General features: G+C 52.0%; 15 protein-coding genes and 1 pseudogene. 6 read left to right on the plus strand and 10 right to left on the minus strand.

The window, feature by feature from the left end; all coding sequences use genetic code 11:
- Window positions 1–367, plus strand: a pseudogene (locus H6F67_RS27510) (hypothetical protein); the annotation flags it as partial.
- A 171-nt stretch (window positions 368–538) separates the two neighbouring features.
- Here the strand turns inward: H6F67_RS27510 and H6F67_RS11535 are convergent.
- Together H6F67_RS11535 and H6F67_RS11540 are read right to left on the minus strand one after the other, a co-directional pair.
- A complete protein-coding gene (locus H6F67_RS11535) occupies window positions 539–949 on the minus strand; it encodes an MAPEG family protein (protein ID WP_199304366.1) in 411 nt (136 codons plus the stop codon).
- 247 nt (window positions 950–1196) lie between these two features.
- The gene (locus H6F67_RS11540) at window positions 1197–2111 is read right to left on the minus strand and encodes an AraC family transcriptional regulator (RefSeq protein ID WP_190766480.1); all 915 of its coding nucleotides are present in this window, start codon (window positions 2109–2111) and stop codon (window positions 1197–1199) included.
- 347 nt (window positions 2112–2458) lie between these two features.
- On the opposite strand from H6F67_RS11540, the gene H6F67_RS11545 reads away from it, so the two are divergent.
- The 3 genes from H6F67_RS11545 (at window position 2459) to H6F67_RS11555 (ending at window position 6891) form a co-directional block, all read left to right on the plus strand.
- On the plus strand, window positions 2459–2641 hold the full coding sequence (locus H6F67_RS11545) for a hypothetical protein (protein ID WP_199304367.1): 183 nt from the start codon (window positions 2459–2461) through the stop codon (window positions 2639–2641).
- 94 nt (window positions 2642–2735) lie between these two features.
- Entirely contained in the window at window positions 2736–5558 is a 2823-nt protein-coding gene (locus H6F67_RS11550; protein WP_190766482.1) for a hybrid sensor histidine kinase/response regulator, read from the plus strand.
- A 37-nt stretch (window positions 5559–5595) separates the two neighbouring features.
- Window positions 5596–6891, plus strand: coding sequence for a sensor histidine kinase (locus tag H6F67_RS11555; RefSeq protein ID WP_190766484.1), 1296 nt, complete (start codon window positions 5596–5598; stop codon window positions 6889–6891).
- Window positions 6892–6917: 26 nt separating this feature from the next.
- Here the strand turns inward: H6F67_RS11555 and H6F67_RS11560 are convergent, their stop codons facing one another.
- On the minus strand, window positions 6918–8588 hold the full coding sequence (locus tag H6F67_RS11560; RefSeq protein WP_190766486.1) for an AMIN domain-containing protein: 1671 nt from the start codon (window positions 8586–8588) through the stop codon (window positions 6918–6920).
- A gap of 194 nt (window positions 8589–8782) precedes the next feature.
- Window positions 8783–9424, minus strand: a complete 642-nt coding sequence (locus H6F67_RS11565) for a DUF922 domain-containing protein (protein WP_190766488.1) — start codon at window positions 9422–9424, stop codon at window positions 8783–8785.
- Window positions 9425–9590: 166 nt separating this feature from the next.
- Here H6F67_RS11565 and H6F67_RS11570 point away from each other — a divergent pair, with 166 nt between their 5' ends.
- The gene (locus H6F67_RS11570; RefSeq protein WP_190766491.1) at window positions 9591–10979 is read left to right on the plus strand and encodes an aminopeptidase P family protein; all 1389 of its coding nucleotides are present in this window, start codon (window positions 9591–9593) and stop codon (window positions 10977–10979) included.
- A gap of 147 nt (window positions 10980–11126) precedes the next feature.
- Here H6F67_RS11570 and H6F67_RS11575 read toward each other — a convergent pair whose 3' ends face one another.
- The gene (locus H6F67_RS11575) at window positions 11127–11966 is read right to left on the minus strand and encodes an urease accessory protein UreD (RefSeq protein WP_313926812.1); all 840 of its coding nucleotides are present in this window, start codon (window positions 11964–11966) and stop codon (window positions 11127–11129) included.
- 156 nt (window positions 11967–12122) lie between these two features.
- On the opposite strand from H6F67_RS11575, the gene H6F67_RS11580 reads away from it, so the two are divergent.
- On the plus strand, window positions 12123–12731 hold the full coding sequence (locus H6F67_RS11580; RefSeq protein WP_190766492.1) for a glutathione binding-like protein: 609 nt from the start codon (window positions 12123–12125) through the stop codon (window positions 12729–12731).
- On the opposite strand, the gene leuD is transcribed toward H6F67_RS11580, so the two are convergent.
- The 5 genes from leuD to H6F67_RS11605 all read right to left on the minus strand — a co-directional run bounded on the left by leuD (window position 12728) and on the right by H6F67_RS11605 (window position 17701).
- Entirely contained in the window at window positions 12728–13321 is a 594-nt protein-coding gene (gene leuD, locus H6F67_RS11585; protein ID WP_190766494.1) for a 3-isopropylmalate dehydratase small subunit, read from the minus strand. The two genes, H6F67_RS11580 and leuD, sit on opposite strands and share 4 nt — an antisense overlap.
- A gap of 51 nt (window positions 13322–13372) precedes the next feature.
- Window positions 13373–14125, minus strand: a complete 753-nt coding sequence (locus tag H6F67_RS11590; RefSeq protein ID WP_190766496.1) for a Uma2 family endonuclease — start codon at window positions 14123–14125, stop codon at window positions 13373–13375.
- Between the two features lie 48 nt (window positions 14126–14173).
- The gene (gene leuC, locus H6F67_RS11595) at window positions 14174–15592 is read right to left on the minus strand and encodes a 3-isopropylmalate dehydratase large subunit (protein WP_190766498.1); all 1419 of its coding nucleotides are present in this window, start codon (window positions 15590–15592) and stop codon (window positions 14174–14176) included.
- 287 nt (window positions 15593–15879) lie between these two features.
- Window positions 15880–16176, minus strand: coding sequence for an RNA-binding protein (locus tag H6F67_RS11600; protein WP_190766500.1), 297 nt, complete (start codon window positions 16174–16176; stop codon window positions 15880–15882).
- 202 nt (window positions 16177–16378) lie between these two features.
- Window positions 16379–17701 carry a sensor histidine kinase KdpD gene (locus tag H6F67_RS11605; RefSeq protein WP_199304368.1) on the minus strand — a complete coding sequence of 441 codons (1323 nt, stop codon included), beginning with the start codon at window positions 17699–17701 and terminating at the stop codon, window positions 16379–16381.
- Window positions 17702–18193 lie beyond the last annotated feature (492 nt).

Raw genomic sequence — 18193 nt, forward strand, 5'->3', positions numbered from 1 at the left:
CAGGTTGCTGGAGTATGCTTTACTCATGGCTCTCACGGTGCTGCGGACTACTTACTTGCAGCGTACATCCGGAGAGCTTTTTTACGTCATCTTTGACTTTTCAAACCTCCTCTTAGAGCTTTCCTTGTCTAGCTACTTACAGGGCAAGCATTTGGAACCAGTTGGAATTAAGATTAATCGTTATATTGTGGATTTCAATCCATTTGATAAGTTCATTCAGCCGCTTAGCCGCCGACAACTTGAGCGCTTTACTGTTGAATTTCTCGCGCAGTTGAGACAGCGACAAAGCAAACTTGAAGCTTGCTCAGATTCGGCTACAAGCATCAATTTAGCGATCGAATCTCCTCTATGCTGTTCGAGAGTTTGATTCCTCACCCACTGCGAATGTGATGGACTGACTATTTTTTGAGGGTTTCAGAGGTGAGCATCTGATGGAAGCTATCAGAGCTAATCCGCAAAAAGGACGCTACTGGATTTTGAATTCGGTTTTTAATTGAGGGGAGCTACTGAAAAAAATGTATTGCCAATCAAGCTCAAACTAGAGAATGCCTAAAGCAATTAAGGCAATTAGACAGCTTAACTGAATTCCCAAGCTGACCAGCCGTAAAGTTGGATCAAGACCAGCAATATGAACTACTGAATGCACGAGTCGAAATGCGATGTAAACCTCAATGAGCAGATCGATCGCCATTCCAGAAATGCCCCGAACCGTTAACAGAAAGACAACCCCCAAATATAAAGGCAAGTTCTCAACTAAGTTGGCCTGTACCCGAAACAGTCGCCAAAGTAAGCTTTCATCGTTGGGTGTGCCGAAATCTTTGATAGAGCCACCTGCTGCTAGATGTCGAATTCTGACAACCAGCAGCAGGATAACGACCGCGATCGTCCAGACGATGAAAATCACTAAACCCCACATCGGAACTAACATTTGAATTCGCGTCGTTTCCATGACCTGCCTCTTATAAACTGTGCTGCTTTTAGCTTAGAGATTGGTCAGGGTCGAACTCTAGAAAAAAGTTGCGAAATTTTTTGGACATTATTGCGATCGCAACGAGTACCTGCTCTTAATTAAAAACCAGATCTAAAATTCTGTGCCGCCCGCGCAGCGGATAGAACAGGATCTAGTGATTTTGTATTTAATCGTGTTCATCTATTGACAAATAGCAAATCGACTGTCCGCAAAACAATTTCAGAAATTAGCGATCGTGATTGACTTGAGATCGATCGTGCAGCAGTTGTTTTGGAGTAACACCAATTCTGCGTTTGAAGCAGCGAGTCAAGTGGCTTTGATCGCAGAAACCGGCCTGAAGTGCAATTTCTGCAATGCTCAGCTTGCTGTGTTTCAATAGGTGTTGCGCTTTCTCAATGCGCTGCTGCAAAATGTACTGATGCGGAGTTATTCCGGTCTTCTGCTTGAACAAACGTAGAAAATGATAGGAACTAATCTGCGCGATCGCACCCAGATCAACCAACTTTAACTCCTGGTGGAGATGCTCCTGAATGTACTCCGTGACTTGTTTTAGCGCTAGCTGAGATAATCCACCTGAATCATTTGAAATTTTTGGCTGTATGCTGCAATAGTGCCTGATCAGATGAATGGCTAGGGTTGTTCTGAGGCTATCAACTAGGAGCTGACTCGCAATTTCAGGCGATTCTATTTCTGCTCTCAGGCTCGAAAGGATGCCCTGAATAAACGCATCTTGCTGGGTCATGAATTGAGGAATTAGTTCAATTCGATCGCCATCAATCCAATCTTGGCCTATCTGTTTCAGCAAGATTGGCTCAATCGCAAGAATCAAGAATCGAGCGGAGCGATGCCAATTACAGCGATGCGTAATTCCCGCTGGGATAATTGCAATGTCTTGGTTATTACGAGTTTCCCTGCAACATTTTCCATCCATCCAGCGCTCTCCGATCGAACCGCCAGAAAGTCCCACAGCGATCACATGCATGGTGTGTTGATGCTCAGCAATTTCAAATTTGGGCTGTTGAAAAACCTCTAGATGTAAATCAGTCCAGCCAGAGCTTGAAAGAATGGATGGATTAGGCAAAAGTGCATCGGCTGCGCTGGTTTTGTGGTAGTCGATAACCGTTACTTCTGGTACTGACATCTGTATTTCTCACTGCAATCGCAAAAGTTCATGACGCTTGAATGTCCATTTGTCAAATTAAATCATTAAGCCCTCTTCCCTCTTCCGGTGGCGACTGAAACTGCTCGACCCGAATGTTCTTCCAACCTGGATGACTCGACCAGCAGGGCAAACAGGTTGGCTGAGTGTAACGGTGAGCGATCGATTTCATGATGCAAATTCAAGTAGTCTTGACTCCCATTGTATTTGCTTTAAGATTAAGCCTGACAATCGCCTCAAAACTGACCACAAGATTTTGATAGTTTCCCAGCAATTTGATAGTTGAATTGGCAGCGCTTCTTTAGACTGAAAGGGTGATTGAGGAGGCTATGACATATTTATTGCATTTTTATGCAATCGGCGACGTGGCGAGGCAGTCCACTTTTACTCACGTTTCTTGGGAAGATTATCGCTGTGAGAAAGCAATTTTGTGTGCCGAAGATCGGGTACGCAGCGATCGCGTCTTCAACCTGTCGTCTATACCAAACCGCAAGTTGGACGAGTCGGCATGACGTTACAAGCGCAAAAAGGCATCATGGTCGATCGCCGTTATGCGGCTGGTTGGTGCGGGAACGCTAAGGCTATCTAGTCGATTCGGCGATTGCCATGTCTGTTTCTGATTCTTCGATCGCATCTGCTCAGCCGCGCCGCCAGCCCTCGCTGCAACAGATCCTCGTCATTCCCTTCGTGCTTCAGATTTTTGCAGCAGTAGGACTAGTCGGCTATCTCTCGTTTCGCAACGGCCAAGCAGCAGTCAGCAATCTGGTCGATCAGCTTACCCAAAAGGCCAGCGACCAGGTGGATGCTCACCTCGATGGCTATTTAGCGCTGCCGCACCAAATCAACCAGCTTAATGTCGAGGCGATCGCAGCGGGAGAACTTGATTTGCAAGATTCAAGAGCAATGGAGCGCTATTTCTGGCGGCAGGGCAAGGTTTTTCCTAGCCTGCCCTATTTGGGATTTACCCTGCCAGATGGAACGCAGGCCGGAGCAGGACGCTGGCTCGATGGAAAAACGCTGCTTGTTTACGAAAATTTGGCAGGCGATGGTCAAGCCTCGGAATTCATCGCGGACGATCGCGGCAATCGAGCCATACGGGTGCAAAGCTACGACTACGATCCGGTCGAGCAAGGATCGTTTCGAGAATCGGTGGCGATCGGCAAGCCAAGCTGGAGCAGCATTCAAGTTCTAGAAACCAGCAACATTGAGGTAGCTGAGGCCGGAACAGGGTTTCAAGCGGAAATGGCTACGCGAGTCGGCGACTATTCGTCTTATGTCTACACCACTGCCGGAACGCCGTTTTATGACGAGCGCGATCGACTTTTGGGCGTATTCACTGTTGACTTGACGCTCTCAGACATCAGCAAATTTCTCAGCAGTCTGCGAGTCAGTTCTTCAGGACAGGTCTTCATTTTGGAGCGAGATGGAATGCTGGTTGCCAGTTCCAGCCCTGAGTCCATTTTGCAAAAAGTAGGAGATGAAACTCAGCGGATCAACGCTGCCGATAGTCCTGATCCGCTGATTCGGGCGACGATCGAAGCGCTCAATGCCGAATTCGGCAAGCTAGCAAACATTCAAAACGGTCAGCCAATCGATTTTTGGTTGAACGGCCAGCGGCAGTTTGTGCGCGTTGAGCCTTGGCGCGATCAGTATGGTTTGGATTGGCTCGTGGTTGTGACCGTACCGGAATCCGACTTCATGGCACAAATTAACAAAAATACGCACACCACGCTTTTCTTGAGCTTGGGCGCTCTACTGGTCGCGATCGCTCTTGGAATTTTCACTTCCCGCTGGATTACCAAACCGATTTTGCGTCTTAGTCAAGCATCCGAAGCGATCGCCAGCGGCAATCTTCACCAGACCGTGACCGCGCCAAACGTAAACGAATTGGGACTGCTGGCGCGATCGTTCAACCGCATGGCGCAGCAGCTACGTGATTCATTTCAAGCGCTAGAAAAAACTAATATCGAACTGGAAGAGCGCGTTGAAGAACGCACAGTTGAACTGTTAGCTGCCAAAGAATCTGCGGATGCAGCCAACCAAGCAAAAAGCGAATTTCTCGCCAACATGAGCCACGAACTGCGAACGCCTTTGAATGGTATTTTGGGCTACACGCAAATCTTGCAGCGCAGTGAACCGCTCAGCGAAAAAGGACGCAAAGGCATCGAAGTGATTCAGCAGTGCGGTTCACATCTATTAATGCTGATCAATGACGTTTTAGACCTGGCAAAAATTGAAGCTCGAAAACTTGAACTGCATCCGATCGATTTCCATCTTCCTGCTTTTCTCGAAGGCGTTACGGAAATTTGTCGCGTCCGCGCCGAACAGCAAGGCATTGACTTTCAGATTCAACTTGATCCCGACTTGCCGAGCGGCATTCGCGGCGACGAAAAAAACCTGCGTCAGGTCTTAATTAATCTGCTTAGCAACGCGATTAAATTTACACCCGCAGGCAGCGTTACATTTCGCGTGAAGTCGCAGCGAATCGAAGGCGACCGCACCTTCTACCGATTGCGCTTTGAAGTCATCGACACGGGCATTGGCATGAGTTGCGAACAGCTTGACAGAATTTTTCAGCCGTTTGAACAAGTCAGCGATATCAAGCGACAGGCAGAAGGTACAGGGTTGGGACTGGCAATCAGCCAGAAAATTGTTGCTCTGATGGGCAGCCAAATTGAAGTGCAAAGCGAACTCGAAAAAGGCAGCACTTTTTGGTTTGAAGCTGAATTTCTTGAGGCAAAAGATTGGGCACAAGCGGCCAGAGTCGTGCCGCAAGGAACGATCGCAGGCTATCAAGGCAAAAAGCGCACAGTTCTGGTGGTTGACGACAAATGGGAAAATCGATCGGTAATTGTCAATCTGTTGGAACCGATTGGGTTTACGGTGCTTGAAGCGACACAAGGACAAGAAGGATTTGAGCAGGCGATCGCTCATCAGCCCGACCTAATTATTACTGATTTGCTGATGCCCATTGTGGATGGATTTGAATTCATTCGCCGTCTGCAAGCGTCTGAAATTGGCTGCAAAATTCCAATTCTTGCATCTTCGGCTAGCGTCTTTGCCACCGATCAATACAAAAGTATTGATGCAGGGGCGGCGGCATTTTTGCCAAAGCCAGTCGAAGCCGAAGCGCTGATGGAAATGCTGCGCCAATGTCTACAGCTTGAATGGATTTATGACGGTATAAAAAATAGCGATCGCGTCATATTCAGCCCGGAAGCAATAATTCCACCCGAACTCACGGTGCTCCAGGAACTACACAGCCTGATTGAAGATGGAGATATGCAAGGCGTTTTAGCGATCGCGGCTCAGCTTCAAACGGATGAAAAGCAAATCCCATTTGCTCAGCAAATTTATCAGCTCGCTAGCAATTTTCAGATCAAGCGACTGCAAACGCTCGTGGAGCAATACTATCAGCCGAAATCGTAAACTGCATCCTGATTTTTGAGCAGAAGAGGAACTGATCATGGCTGTCGCAACCACCGAATCCATCTTGATTGTGGATGATAATCCCACCAATTTATCGCTGCTTTCGGAAGCGCTCAGCAGTGCTGGCTTTCGCGTTCGTGTTGCTGTTGATGGCGAAAGTGCGATCGCGCAGGTCGATCGCAATCCCCCTGCATTAATTTTGCTGGATGTGCAGATGCCGGGAATTGACGGTTTTGAAACTTGTCGCCGCTTGAAAAGCAATCCAACGACTCAAACAATTCCGATTATTTTTACTACTGCGCTAACCAATACTGAAAGTAAAACGAAAGGATTTGCGCTAGGTGCTGTGGACTATATTCCCAAACCGTTTGCCCAAGAAGAAGTGCTAGCCAGAGTGCAAGTGCATCTGCAACTGAAGCGGCTGACGAATTCTTTGGAACAGCAGGTGAGCGATCGCACGGCTGCTTTACGGCAAGCACAAGTCCAACTGATTCAGCAAGAAAAGCTTTCGACTTTGGGCGAACTGCTCGCTGGCGTTGCCCACGAAATTAATAATCCAATTAACTTTTTGACAAGCAACATTAATCCGCTGCGTGAATATGTGGAGGGCATGACTGAAATTATTCAGCTTTATCAGCAAGAATATCGCCAGCCCAGTGCTGAATTAGAAGAAGCGATCGAAGCATTGGATCTAGAGTTTGCCCTGCAAGACATCTCAAAAATTCTCGATTCGATGACGTTAGGAGCAGAGCGTATCAAAAATCTTTCGGTCTCACTGCGAACTTTTTCTCGCGCCGATTGCAATGAGAAAGTACCCACAAATTTACACGATGGACTCGATAGCACCTTGATGATTTTGCAGCATCGCCTCAAGTCAAAGCGCGATCGCCTTGCAGGTAAAGAATACAGTCGTCCGGCGATCGAAGTGATCAAAACTTATGGAAATTTACCGGAAGTGTGCTGCTATTCCAGTCAGATGAATCAGGTGTTTATGAACATTTTGGCAAATGCGATCGATGCGATCGATGAAGCTGCCGCAATGGACAAATGCGACCCGATACCGCAAATTCAAATTACGACTGAACTGGATTCAGACGGCTGGATAGTCATTCAAATTTCCGATAATGCATTGGGAATTGCAGACGGTGTTGAACAGCGCTTATTTGAGCCTTTGTTCACAACAAAACCTGTCGGCAAAGGAACCGGATTAGGGTTATCGATCGCCCATCAAATCATCGTTGAAAAACACAATGGCACGCTCAGCGTTCACTCGCAGCCAGGACAAGGAGCCAAGTTCATTCTAAAAATTCCCGCTTCGTCCGCTGATTGCTAACAATTGTTGCTATTAACTTAAGGTTTTTACTGTGGCACATCTTCAGTGAGACGTACCTCAAACACCTGGTTAGGCTGAATCACAACGGCATCGGGTGGTGAAAGATAAGTGGTGGCTGCACCCGCAGCGGCTCCGCCCAGCAAGCCCAAGCCGCTAAAGCCGCCGAGCAGCGTCAAGGCCAATGCGCCGATCGCCGAATGCACGATTAAATCTTCGCTGGAAGTCGCCCGATCGCCGCCCACGATCGCAGAAGCACCGTTCAAGCGAATGTTGCGATCACCGATCGAAATCGCCTGTGCCACAAACCGACTGCCGCTGCGATCGACTTCAAATCGACCAATCACCTGAGATCCAGCAGGCAAAATTGTTTCACCTGCGGCATCACGAATCGGGTTTTGCAAAACCAGCACTTCCTGACGCGGACGATCCGACTCAATTTCGATCGCCGTCTCACGCGGATAGCGCAAGCTCAACACCGTCCCCGCTGGCAGCAAAACAGAACTACGACGGGCAGTGACAGCGGGTGCAGGCGGCGGCTGACCGAACTCCACGTTGTTTGCAGGCGCGGCAGGTGCATTAGCAGGAGGCGGCGAACTTAAGGGCGGCACTGTCACCTGACTGGGTGAAACTTGAGACGGCAAGGCGGGCGGCAGTTCGATCGCGCCCGGAGCCGCTGCTTGAATCGTCGGTAGTGCAGCAGGTTCAGGGCGAGCAGGCGGCAGCGGCGTGTCCTGAATGCTCATCGGTTGAGCAGGCGTGGTCTGGACAGGTGACTCGATCGCAGGCGGCAACAGCACCGGATCTCTTGCAAGCAGATCTGGCTCGGCGGGACGATCGGGCAAACGAACTGAGGGCGCATTCAAAGCAACGGTAGAAGTCGCAGAGTCAGAAGGCAAAACGGTCGTTTCAGTTGGATCGATCGCCGTCACGTCTGCCTGAAACGGTGCGGCTGTTGCATTCGTTGATGGTGCGGATGGTGCGATCGCGGGTGACGGAATTGTTGCAGCAGGTTCTATCGGAATCTCGATCGCGTTTGGCTCTAGCGGCGGCAAAGCGGCAGATGAACTGACGGATGGAGCGCTCGGCGGCAGGACGGCAGGTGCAACTGGAGAGGGCGCGATCGCAACAGGCGACGGCATTGGAGGAACAGCAGGCGGCTCGATCGGCGTAGTTGCAGGTGCAACAGGTGGGGCGATCGTTGGGCTGGGAGGAACGGCAGCGATCGGACTGGCGGGCGCGATTGGACTGGCAGGCAATTGAGTGGCGATCGAACGATCCATCAGCAGTGGACGCAACACCCATTGCGTGCTGTTGGCCTGTTGCAGTTCAACTTGTCTTGGCGCAAGTTCGGCATCCGGTGATAGCTCGATCACGATGCGCGTCGAATTGGCATCAAACTGGCCGACGCGAATTTGCCGCACGGCTCCCCCAAAGCTTTGCTGCGGCGGCACGTTGCCCACCTGCGTATTTGGCAAATCCAGCACGATGCGGGCGGGCTGAGCCAGCAGAAAATAGCGCGGCGTTGTGCCTGCGGGAATTGTCACCTGAAGCTGCTGCGTAGCCGGATCAAACTGCCATCCGGTCAGTTCCGCAGCACGAGCAGCGGACGGAAACCAAGCCACCGTGAGGGCAACGCTTCCGGTGAGGGAGGCGATCGCGCCGTTGATTCGTCTCCAGCGATTTAAGTGTTGATGCATTGCGACCTCCTGCAAGCAGATTCGACCGATCCAGATAAGTGAACGCTGTATGTAGCGGCGTCCTTTGATGAGGATGGCCTTTAGTTTAGGCGCAAATTGCCGCTAGAGGTCGTTATTCTAGCTGAAAAATTGGGTTTGTCGAGAAAAAATTATTGGTAGTACGGGGCGATCGCACATCCAGGTTTAGCGTATTGCTAATTGAGCCACTGACTGTAAGATGCGCCCTGTGTGAGTCCGTGCTGCGTGCTGGCATCGTAGTCGCGCTGCTGGTTGCTGGTTTGCTCTAGGATGTCGTCCACGATCGCTTTTGCCGCCGTCCGCAATTGGGCACAGGTGGCGGAGTTGGGCAAGCGTCGAAGTTGCTGCAAGACTTGTTCTCCAGCAGCGATCGAAATGTCGCGATGGCCGTTTTCGTGCTGCTTGAGCGCTTTGGTGTAGTGATCCCAGTTGGCGACGAGTTGGCCGGAAGCGTCGGCGGGCGGTTCCCAGTGCGGCAGCGTGATCTCGGATTCGACGGCGATGTTGACCGTGATCAGATGACAGCGATCGCCCTGCTGCACCATGCTGTAGCTGCGGTTGAGCTTCCAAGTGTGCATGGCTTCATAGCGATAGCCGTTGCTCCACAAGGGGCCGCGATTTTGAATTTGGGCAACAAGCTGAGGAGCCGTTTCGCCCTCGATGGTGTAAAAAGTTTGACGGGCAGAGACGCGCAGGCCGTTTGGCCAATCACACTGCGCGGTCGTATTCAGGCAAGTTTGAGCGCTCACAAATTGCGGTGGCAAAACGATCAGCGAACAGGTCAGCAGCGCTAAAAGCAACGGCCAAAGCTTGCCCATAGATTTGAGGAAGACTTGGGAAAAATGCTTCCCAGATTCTCACCTCAGATAGATGCGGGTAGTGAAACTAGTTATCAATCTTAATGACCATTGGTTCGCGGTTCGCTAAAATACCAAGCTGCGATTTTGCCTACGATAGAAGTGCAGTTGCGCGATCGAAAACCCTATGCAAACTCAACTCCCCCAAGCCGTCACTCTCCCTGAAATTTTGCGGCACAGGCGGCAGCAATTGGCGCGATCGATCGCCTTCCCCGTCATTCTCTGGTCAGGCCATGCCAGCTCGCGCAACTTTCCCGCCAACACCTATCCGTTCCGCGCCAGCAGTCATTTTCTTTACTTCGCCGGACTGCCGCTGAGCGACAGCGTCATTCGTCTTGAAAACGGCAAGCTGGAACTGTTTATGGACGATGCCACGCCTGCCGATTTGCTCTGGCATGGAGCAAGCGCCACTCGCGCACAAATTGCCGATCGCATCGGGGCAGATGCCCACTATCCGCTGTCTGAACTTTCGTCACGCCCGCAAGCCGCCGCCACGATCGCCGTTCAATCTCCCCAGACGCGCCAGCAGCAAGCGCAACTGCTCGATCGCCCGATTGCCGAACCGCGCTTGTGTGACGGAATCGATCGCCAACTGGTCGAAGCGATCGTTCAGCTTCGGTTGATTCACGATGCCGGAGCGATCGCGGAAATGCAACAGGCGGCGGCAGTTTCAGTAGCAGCGCATCGAGCGGGAATGCAGGCAACTCAGGCAGGCGCGATCGAAGCGCAGGTGCGGGCGGCAATGGAAAGCGCGATCGTCCGTCAAAACATGACTTGCGCTTACAGCAGCATCGTCACGGTTCACGGCGAAGTGCTGCACAACAATCACTACGATCACGAGTTGCGATCGAGCGATTTGCTGCTGGCCGATGTTGGTGCAGAAACGGCGAACGGCTGGGCGGCGGATATTACGCGCACTTGGCCTGTTTCCGGTCGCTTCTCTTCGTCCCAGCGCGATCTCTATGATGTCGTTTTGGCCGCGCATGATGAGTGCATTGCTGCTGTGCGTCCGGGCGTGGAATATCGAGATGTTCATCTGCTGGCCTGCAAAACGATTGCACAAGGCTTAGTCGATCTCGGCATTTTGCGCGGACAGGCGGAAGATCTCGTCGAGCAGGACGCTCACGCGCTATTTTTCCCGCATGGAGTCGGCCATTTGCTCGGTCTGGACGTTCACGACATGGAAGATTTGGGAGATTTGGCAGGATATGCGCCCGGACGCATCCGCAGCGATCGATTTGGGCTGGGTTATCTGCGGCTCGATCGACCCTTGCAAGCAGGCATGGTCGTGACGATCGAACCCGGATTCTACCAAGTGCCCGCCATTTTGCACGATCCGCAGCGCCGCGATCGCTACGAGTCGATCGTGAACTGGAATCGGCTCGAACAGTTTGCCGATGTGCGCGGCATTCGGATTGAGGACGATGTGCGGGTGACTGAAACCGGATGTGAAGTGCTGACGGCTGATTTGCCCACAGCGGCAGACGCGATCGAGCAGATTTGTTTGGAGCGTTGAAAGCACAATGACTGAGCCTCGAATTCAAAAATTCAGGCTAAAAAACCCGTTTAACCTGGTTAAACGCCCTGCGCTTAGTTAGTTTCAACTGACTTCAGCTTCTAGCCCGAACTTGAGTTCAGGGCGCAGGAAAGTTCCTATTCTGCATTAAGGCCAAACACGCGGTTTACAGGCGGAGCGATCGATCAGTTCTGCTCTTGCCAAACTCCAAACGGCGATGAACCAGCGACGCAAATCAATCATCGAGTCGCCGCGATAGCGACACAACATTCCCTGCATTAAGCGCGTCACGCCGACTTCACCAGAGCCGCTCCACGCTGCTCTGGCCGCTTCGATCGAACTGCTGGAGATCGATCGCCCCACACAGGCAAAGCTGCCGACGATCGCCGCTCCGTTCAATCCGTGCGGACTATCGAGCATTTCCGAACCGCCGATCACAAACTGCGGATCGATCCACAGCGGTTTGTTCTGCTGCCACACTTCGATTTGCGATCGCCACTCACCTGCTGTGAAGCGCTCACCTCTGGCGCTACGCCCCAATCGCGTCATTTCCCACCCCATCCAGAGTGCGCCCTGAGCAAGTTCAATGCGCGTGGTTTGCTGAAAGTTTGCGCCTGCAAAGGCGATCGTCTCCTGCGGCAACCATTCCAAACAAGCATTTTCGCCGACCTGAATCTGCGTGGTTTGCTCAGCCCGTAGACCGTTGCTGCGATAGATTTTGGCTGCCGCCGCAGTCGTAATCAAAGCGTGTGATTTCGGTTGCAGATTGATGTCGATCGCCAGTCGATCTCCTCCCACAATGCCGCCCGCCGTGTGCAGAATGACGCTGTGGCAAACGCCTCCTTCCGGATGAAACGATCGCTGCACTTTCAGCGGAGCCTGCATGTGAGCGCGAACAAGCTCAGTTGCGGCTTGCCGCTGTGCATAGTCAAGCTGCAAACAACCCTGCCAGCTTGCAGAATGTGGAGATCGATCGAGTTGAGTCACAGTTCAATAGCTTACACCGATCGGAAAGCGGCGAGACAGCGATTTCGATTCGCCCTGATCGATCGCAACACAGCAAGGTTGAGGCCAACCGAACCCCGTCAAAATCGATCGTCCCGATCCGCGCTAGGCTAAAAAGCAATTTCTTAAGTGGCAACGATGATTGACCTCTACACCTTCACCACGCCAAACGGTCGCAAAGCCTCGATCATGCTCGAAGAAGTTGGCCTGCCCTACGAGGTTCACGTCATTGACATTCGCAAAGACGATCAGTTCACGTCCAGCTACGTGGCGATTAATCCCAACAGCAAAATTCCCGCCATTGTCGATCGCGACACGGACATCACCGTATTTGAATCCGGCGCAATTTTGATTTATTTGGCAGAAAAATCCGGCCAGCTTTTGCCGACTGAAACCAAAGCCCGCTTCAACGTGCTGCAATGGCTGATGCTGCAAATGGGCAGCATTGGGCCGATGTTCGGCCAGCTAAATCACTTCAAGAAGTTTGCGCCCGAAAAAATTTCCTACGCCATCAACCGCTACGAAACCGAAACCTATCGGCTTTATGGCGTGCTGGACAAGCAATTGCAAACGCAAGAATACATCTGCGGCGACTATTCGATCGCGGACATCGCCATCTATCCCTGGGTCGCCGTCTACGACTTTCAAGGCTTGACGCTCGACAATCACCCGAACCTGAAACGCTGGACGGAATCGATCGCCCAGCGTCCTGCCGTTCAGCGCGGCATGGCCGTTCCCACCCTTTAGCGACTCCAAGCGAGGTAGGGGAGTTTACTGGCAGTCGCTTGAATGCGATCGGCCTGTGAGACAAGCTGTCCGCAAGCGTCCCAAGTGCCGCTAACGAACATATTTCTTGCGCCCTCGTTCATCGACACAGGGATGGCTCGATCGCCAAACTTCACCTGCATTGCATTGAGATCGAGCGCGATCGCTTCTTGTGGATTTGCCGCCAGCCAAGTTTGCAAAGTCTGCACATCAGCCGGAGTTGCTGTGACGCAGGGAATGCCCATCGCCACACAGTTGCCAAAGAAAATTTCCGCAAAGCTTTCACCGACCAAGGCTTTGATGCCCCATTTGGCGATCGCTTGCGGGGCGTGTTCGCGCGACGAGCCGCAGCCAAAGTTGCGATTGACGACAAGGATTTCTGCCCCTTGATATTGCGGCTGATCGAACGGATGTTGACCTTGGGTTTGAGTGCGATCGTCTGCGAAAACTTGCGCTCCCAAACCATCAAACGTGACGCAGCGTAAAAAGCGAGCCGGAATGATGCGATCGGTGTCAATATCATTCCCAACGAGGGGAACACCGCGACCTGAAACGGATTGAACCTGACTCATGAAACACTCTCCAAACTATTTCAAACAAATCAATTGATTGAGCGATCGAGCTTACGAATTTCCTGCTTGTAATCTGCGAAGTTCGGCTTCCAGTTCGGCCATTCGAGATTCGATCGCTTGACGAGCGATCGCTTCCTGATTCGCTCGCTGTTCTGCCGCTCGTTTTGCCTGTTCTGCTTCCTGCCTTGCTGCTTCTGCTTCCTGCCTTGCCTGCTCTAGCTCTGCGTAGGCCAAAAGTTTTTCGCCTGTTGCGGGGTTGTAGAAGCGCAATTTTCCAGCTTCAATCCGCAGATCAAGCTGTAGGGTTTCGCTGTGCAGCGTCAGGGGGTTTTCAGAAGTCGGTTCGATCGCAAAATAGTTGCCGTCTTGCAGTCGCATTCCTTGCAGAACTGGCTGAAGATAATCACCCGTTGGATCGTACTGAAAGTATTCTTGAACGCCCAAAAAAGCGTAGATTCCCTTCTTTGCGCCTTGGTCTTGAGTGCGAGTCGATTTTGAGGTGATTTCGAGAACAAAATCCGGGGTGCGATCGCCTTCTTCCCAAGTTTTGTAGGAGCGGCGATCGTCTCCATTCACCCCAAACACAACGAAAACATCGGGCGCAATTACGCTCGCTGGATTTCCCTGCTCATAATAGATGAACAGATTTCCAGCCACGTAAACGTCTGGACGCCGACTGCGAAAATAGAGGCTTAAAGTCTCGGTGCAGTAAGTCAGTGCTTTTCGCTGAGCATCGCCCTCAGCCATTGGTTTGCCGTCCTCGTCGGGATATTCAACTGTTTCGATCGGAACAAATGTCACCATTGTTTATCACCTCAAGCGCGATCGAATTTCCCCAATCTTACATCTGTACTATTGGGAATTCAACGGCAACAAATTCCGCACATCGAAGACCTCGCCCTTAACAGCAGCCGCAGCCACCATTGCCGGACTCATTAACAGCGTTCGACCCGAAGATGAGCCTTGCCGCCCCTTAAAATTGCGATTAGAAGAAGACGCGCTGATTTGGCGACCTTGCAGCTTATCGGGATTCATCGCGAGGCACATTGAGCATCCAGCTTCGCGCCATTCAAATCCGGCTTCCTCGAAAATGCGATCGAGTCCTTCTGCTTCGGCTTCCTGCTTGACGCGCTCTGAACCGGGAACGACGAACGCTTTCACGCCTGCCGCCACCTGCCGACCTTGAGCAACTTTCGCGGCTTCACGCAGATCGCTGATCCGTCCGTTTGTGCAGCTTCCGATGAAGCAAACATCGACTTTTGTGCCTGCGATCGCCACTCCCGGAGCGAGATCCATATAGCGATAGGCTTCAGCAGCAATTTCGCGATCGACATCCGACAGTTCTTCCGGCGTGGGAATCGACTGATCGACCCCGATTCCTTGTCCGGGCGTGATTCCCCAAGTCACGGTCGGCGGAATGTCAGCCGCATCAAAGACGACGACATCATCGTATTGGGCATCGGCATCGCTGCGGATCGATCGCCACCAGTCCACCGCTTGATTCCAGGCTTCACCTTTCGGTGCAAAATCGCGACCTTGCAAATAGTTAAACGTGGTTTCGTCGGGATTGACATATCCGCAGCGTGCCCCGCCTTCGATCGCCATGTTGCAAACAGTCATCCGCTCTTCCATGCTCATGCGATCGAACGTCGTTCCGGCAAATTCATACGCATAGCCGACGCCGCCCGTCACGCCCAAAGTGCGGATGACGTGCAAGATCACGTCTTTCGCGTAGACGCCCGGACGTAGATCGCCATTCACTTCGATTTTGCGGACTTTCAGCTTGGCGAGTGCGAGGGTTTGCGAGGCGAGAACGTCGCGGACTTGACTGGTTCCGATCCCAAAGGCGATCGCTCCAAATGCGCCATGTGTCGAGGTGTGGCTGTCTCCGCAAGCAATCGTCATTCCGGGCTGAGTCAGTCCTTGTTCCGGCGCGATCACGTGGACGACGCCTTGATTGCCCGACCCGATGTTGTAGAACGTAATGCCGTTGGACTGAGTGTTTTGCTCGATCGCCCGCATCATTTCTTCGGCCATGTCGTCGGCAAACGGACGCGCCTGATTCTCGGTCGGAACGATGTGATCGACGGTCGCGATCGTTCTTTCCGGAAACATCACCTTTAAGCCGCGCTCTCGCAGCATCGCGAACGCCTGCGGACTGGTGACTTCGTGAATCAAATGCAGACCAATGAACAGTTGCGTTTGTCCAGATGGCAATGTGCCAACGGTATGTGCGTCCCAAACCTTATCGAACAGTGTCCCTTTGCTCATTTCGTTCCTCTCTAGGTCGCCTAATTACACAATAGGAAGTGCGATCGCAACTGTCCAATATATCTTTACGTTAGTTCTAAGAGGTTTTAGATATTAATCTTTTCAAATCCGCTCAGTTGTTTACAGCAGATTCTGTTCGGTACTTAGATCGGACATGCAAAAAGGGTTCAAGCAAATGATGCTCGAACCCTTTAAAGGCAGCTTTGGTTCTCAAACTGGAACTGATCCAAAATTTAGACTGATTTTGATCTAGTCCAGTTCGAGAAGCAACGCAAACAGCTTGGGATTTAGTAGCTGCGCGAGAAGTTGCCTCGGCGATCGCCACCGCCGGAGTTTCTGTTTTCACGCGGTTTCGCTTTGTTGACCTTCAAGCTGCGATCCATCCACTCTGCTCCATCGAGCGCATCAATGGCCGTTTGCTCTTCGGCATCTGTACTCATTTCAACGAAGCCAAAGCCACGCATCCGCCCCGTTTCGCGATCGGTGGGAAGCTGAACCCGCTTAACCGTGCCGTATTCTGCGAACACAGCCGACACATCTTCTTCATTCACCTGATAGGACAGGTTGCCAATATAGATGGACATCTATTGTCTCCAAAATTCAATAAGGTGTAGAGAGTGAGATTTCGGAGAGAAGCCCGCCAATACCAAACGTCGGAAAACCGTCAATACTTGAAACAAACGCTGCAACCGATCACTTATTCTCAACAATCATTGTAGCATCTGTGCAAAGATAATGGCTTGTTCAGCCGCTGCTTGTTCTAACGGATGCCCGCGATCGATTGGCTCACTGTGACTTGTTCATCTGAATCGCTGCAACGGAGTACGGCTGCTCCGGCAGCCAAACAATAAAGACAGTTCCCGGTGCATCGCTGGGCGGCAGCAGATCGATCAGGCCGCTGTCGTGCGCCGGACTGAAGACTTGAATATCGCCTTGCATCTGCTGGATCAAGTCGCGAGCGATCGCCAATCCCAATCCTGTACCGGGAATTTCACCTTCTGCCTGCACGCCGCGATAGTGCCGCTCAAACAGATGCGATCGATCGGCGGCAGGAATGCCAGGACCCGTATCCGCGATCGCAACGCCCTGCATTTGGCCTTGCTGCGTGGTGTATTGCAATCCGGCGCGTACCGAAATCGTTCCGCCCGCAGGCGTATACTTGAGCGCATTATCCAGCAGGTTGTTGATTACTTCGCGCAGCGCTTTCAGGTCAGCCACGATCGGCGGAACGCGCAAGGGCAAATCAACGCACAACGTAAGCTGTCGGTCTTGGGCGATCGCTCCGGCAGACATCAACAGCGGTTCGAGGACGGTGACGATTTCGTGTGCTTCCAGCTTCAGCGCGGTTCCGGTGAGGAGGCTAGACGGCAAGGCGGGCGCGGTTTGTCCGGGTAGCTGAGCGGGCGCAGTTTCCGGTAGCACATCGGCTGTACCGAGATCGATCGCGGCGTCGAACTGTTTGAGGAGTTCTTGCAGGCGATCGCTTTCGCGCACGATGCCCGACGCGACTTCGCTGTTGGCATCTTCCGGTCGCAATCGCCGCACCAGCAATTTGCCAAACGTCCGCAAAGCCGTCAGCGGATTGCGAAACTGATGCAGCAAATCGTCAAAAATTTCGTGCTGTCTGGCCTGCAACTGCCGCTGCTGCGCCAAATCTTCTTCTGCCCACTGCGCCCGCTGATCCATGACCGAGGCGATCGCGATCGTCTGGGCAATTTGCTCGATCTCAACGGTTTCTTGGGGACTCCAAGGGCGATCGGTACGTGCTGTTACCAGCAAACCCATCACAATTTCGTCATGGACGAGCGGCAAAATCATCTGCTGGCGGGCGATCGCTTCTTCGTCCAGCACGGCGGGTTGTGGTTCGATCGAGTCCACTCCAGGCAAGCGGCGCGAAGCGGCATCGAGCGATCGCGACAAAAGGGCTAAAACCTGCTCTGGCTCCCAGGTTGCCGCCGCTTCGGGATACGCCGTAATCGGCACGAGCTTGTCGTGGGTGCTGCCAAATTTTTCGCTGAGGTAGACGATGCTGAGGGCTGCACCGACTTCGGTAAGCAGCGCGACCTGCGATCGACACAGCGCAACTAATTCGTCACTGGCAGGCAGCATAACAAACCTCTGGGATCAAGCCTCCATTCAGTATTGCGAAAAATTGCCGCGATCGCACATCGATTTAACGTGAGCCTCTGAAGTTGTGTAGTTATCTTACACGCTCCGCAGTGAGAGAGCCTGCACAATTCAATCTAAGTTCAGCAGGCTAGCAGTGCAATAACTTTAATTTGTGATAGGTGTTGAACTACGTTGAATGTGTAATTTAATTATCGTCTACAGTCTAGATATTTGGAAAAGATAAGTAGCTAGACAAGGAAAGCTCTAAGATGGAAACGGTCATCTCTGGTCTATCTAATGCCTGCTGCTCACCACATCAAACTCAATGACGAGGAAGAGCGAACGCTGTACGAGTTGAGCTTGGCCGATGGGGTAGCACTGAGGTGGACCCGTAGGACTAGACGAAAATCGAGGGAGAATAAGCTACAGATCTCAAGTTGCAGACTCAGCAATGCTGATGTTTTAGTTCGACTTTAATCAGCGATTCAACTA

This window comes from Microcoleus sp. FACHB-1515, from assembly GCF_014696105.1.
Lineage (GTDB): Bacteria > Cyanobacteriota > Cyanobacteriia > Elainellales > Elainellaceae > JAAUTJ01.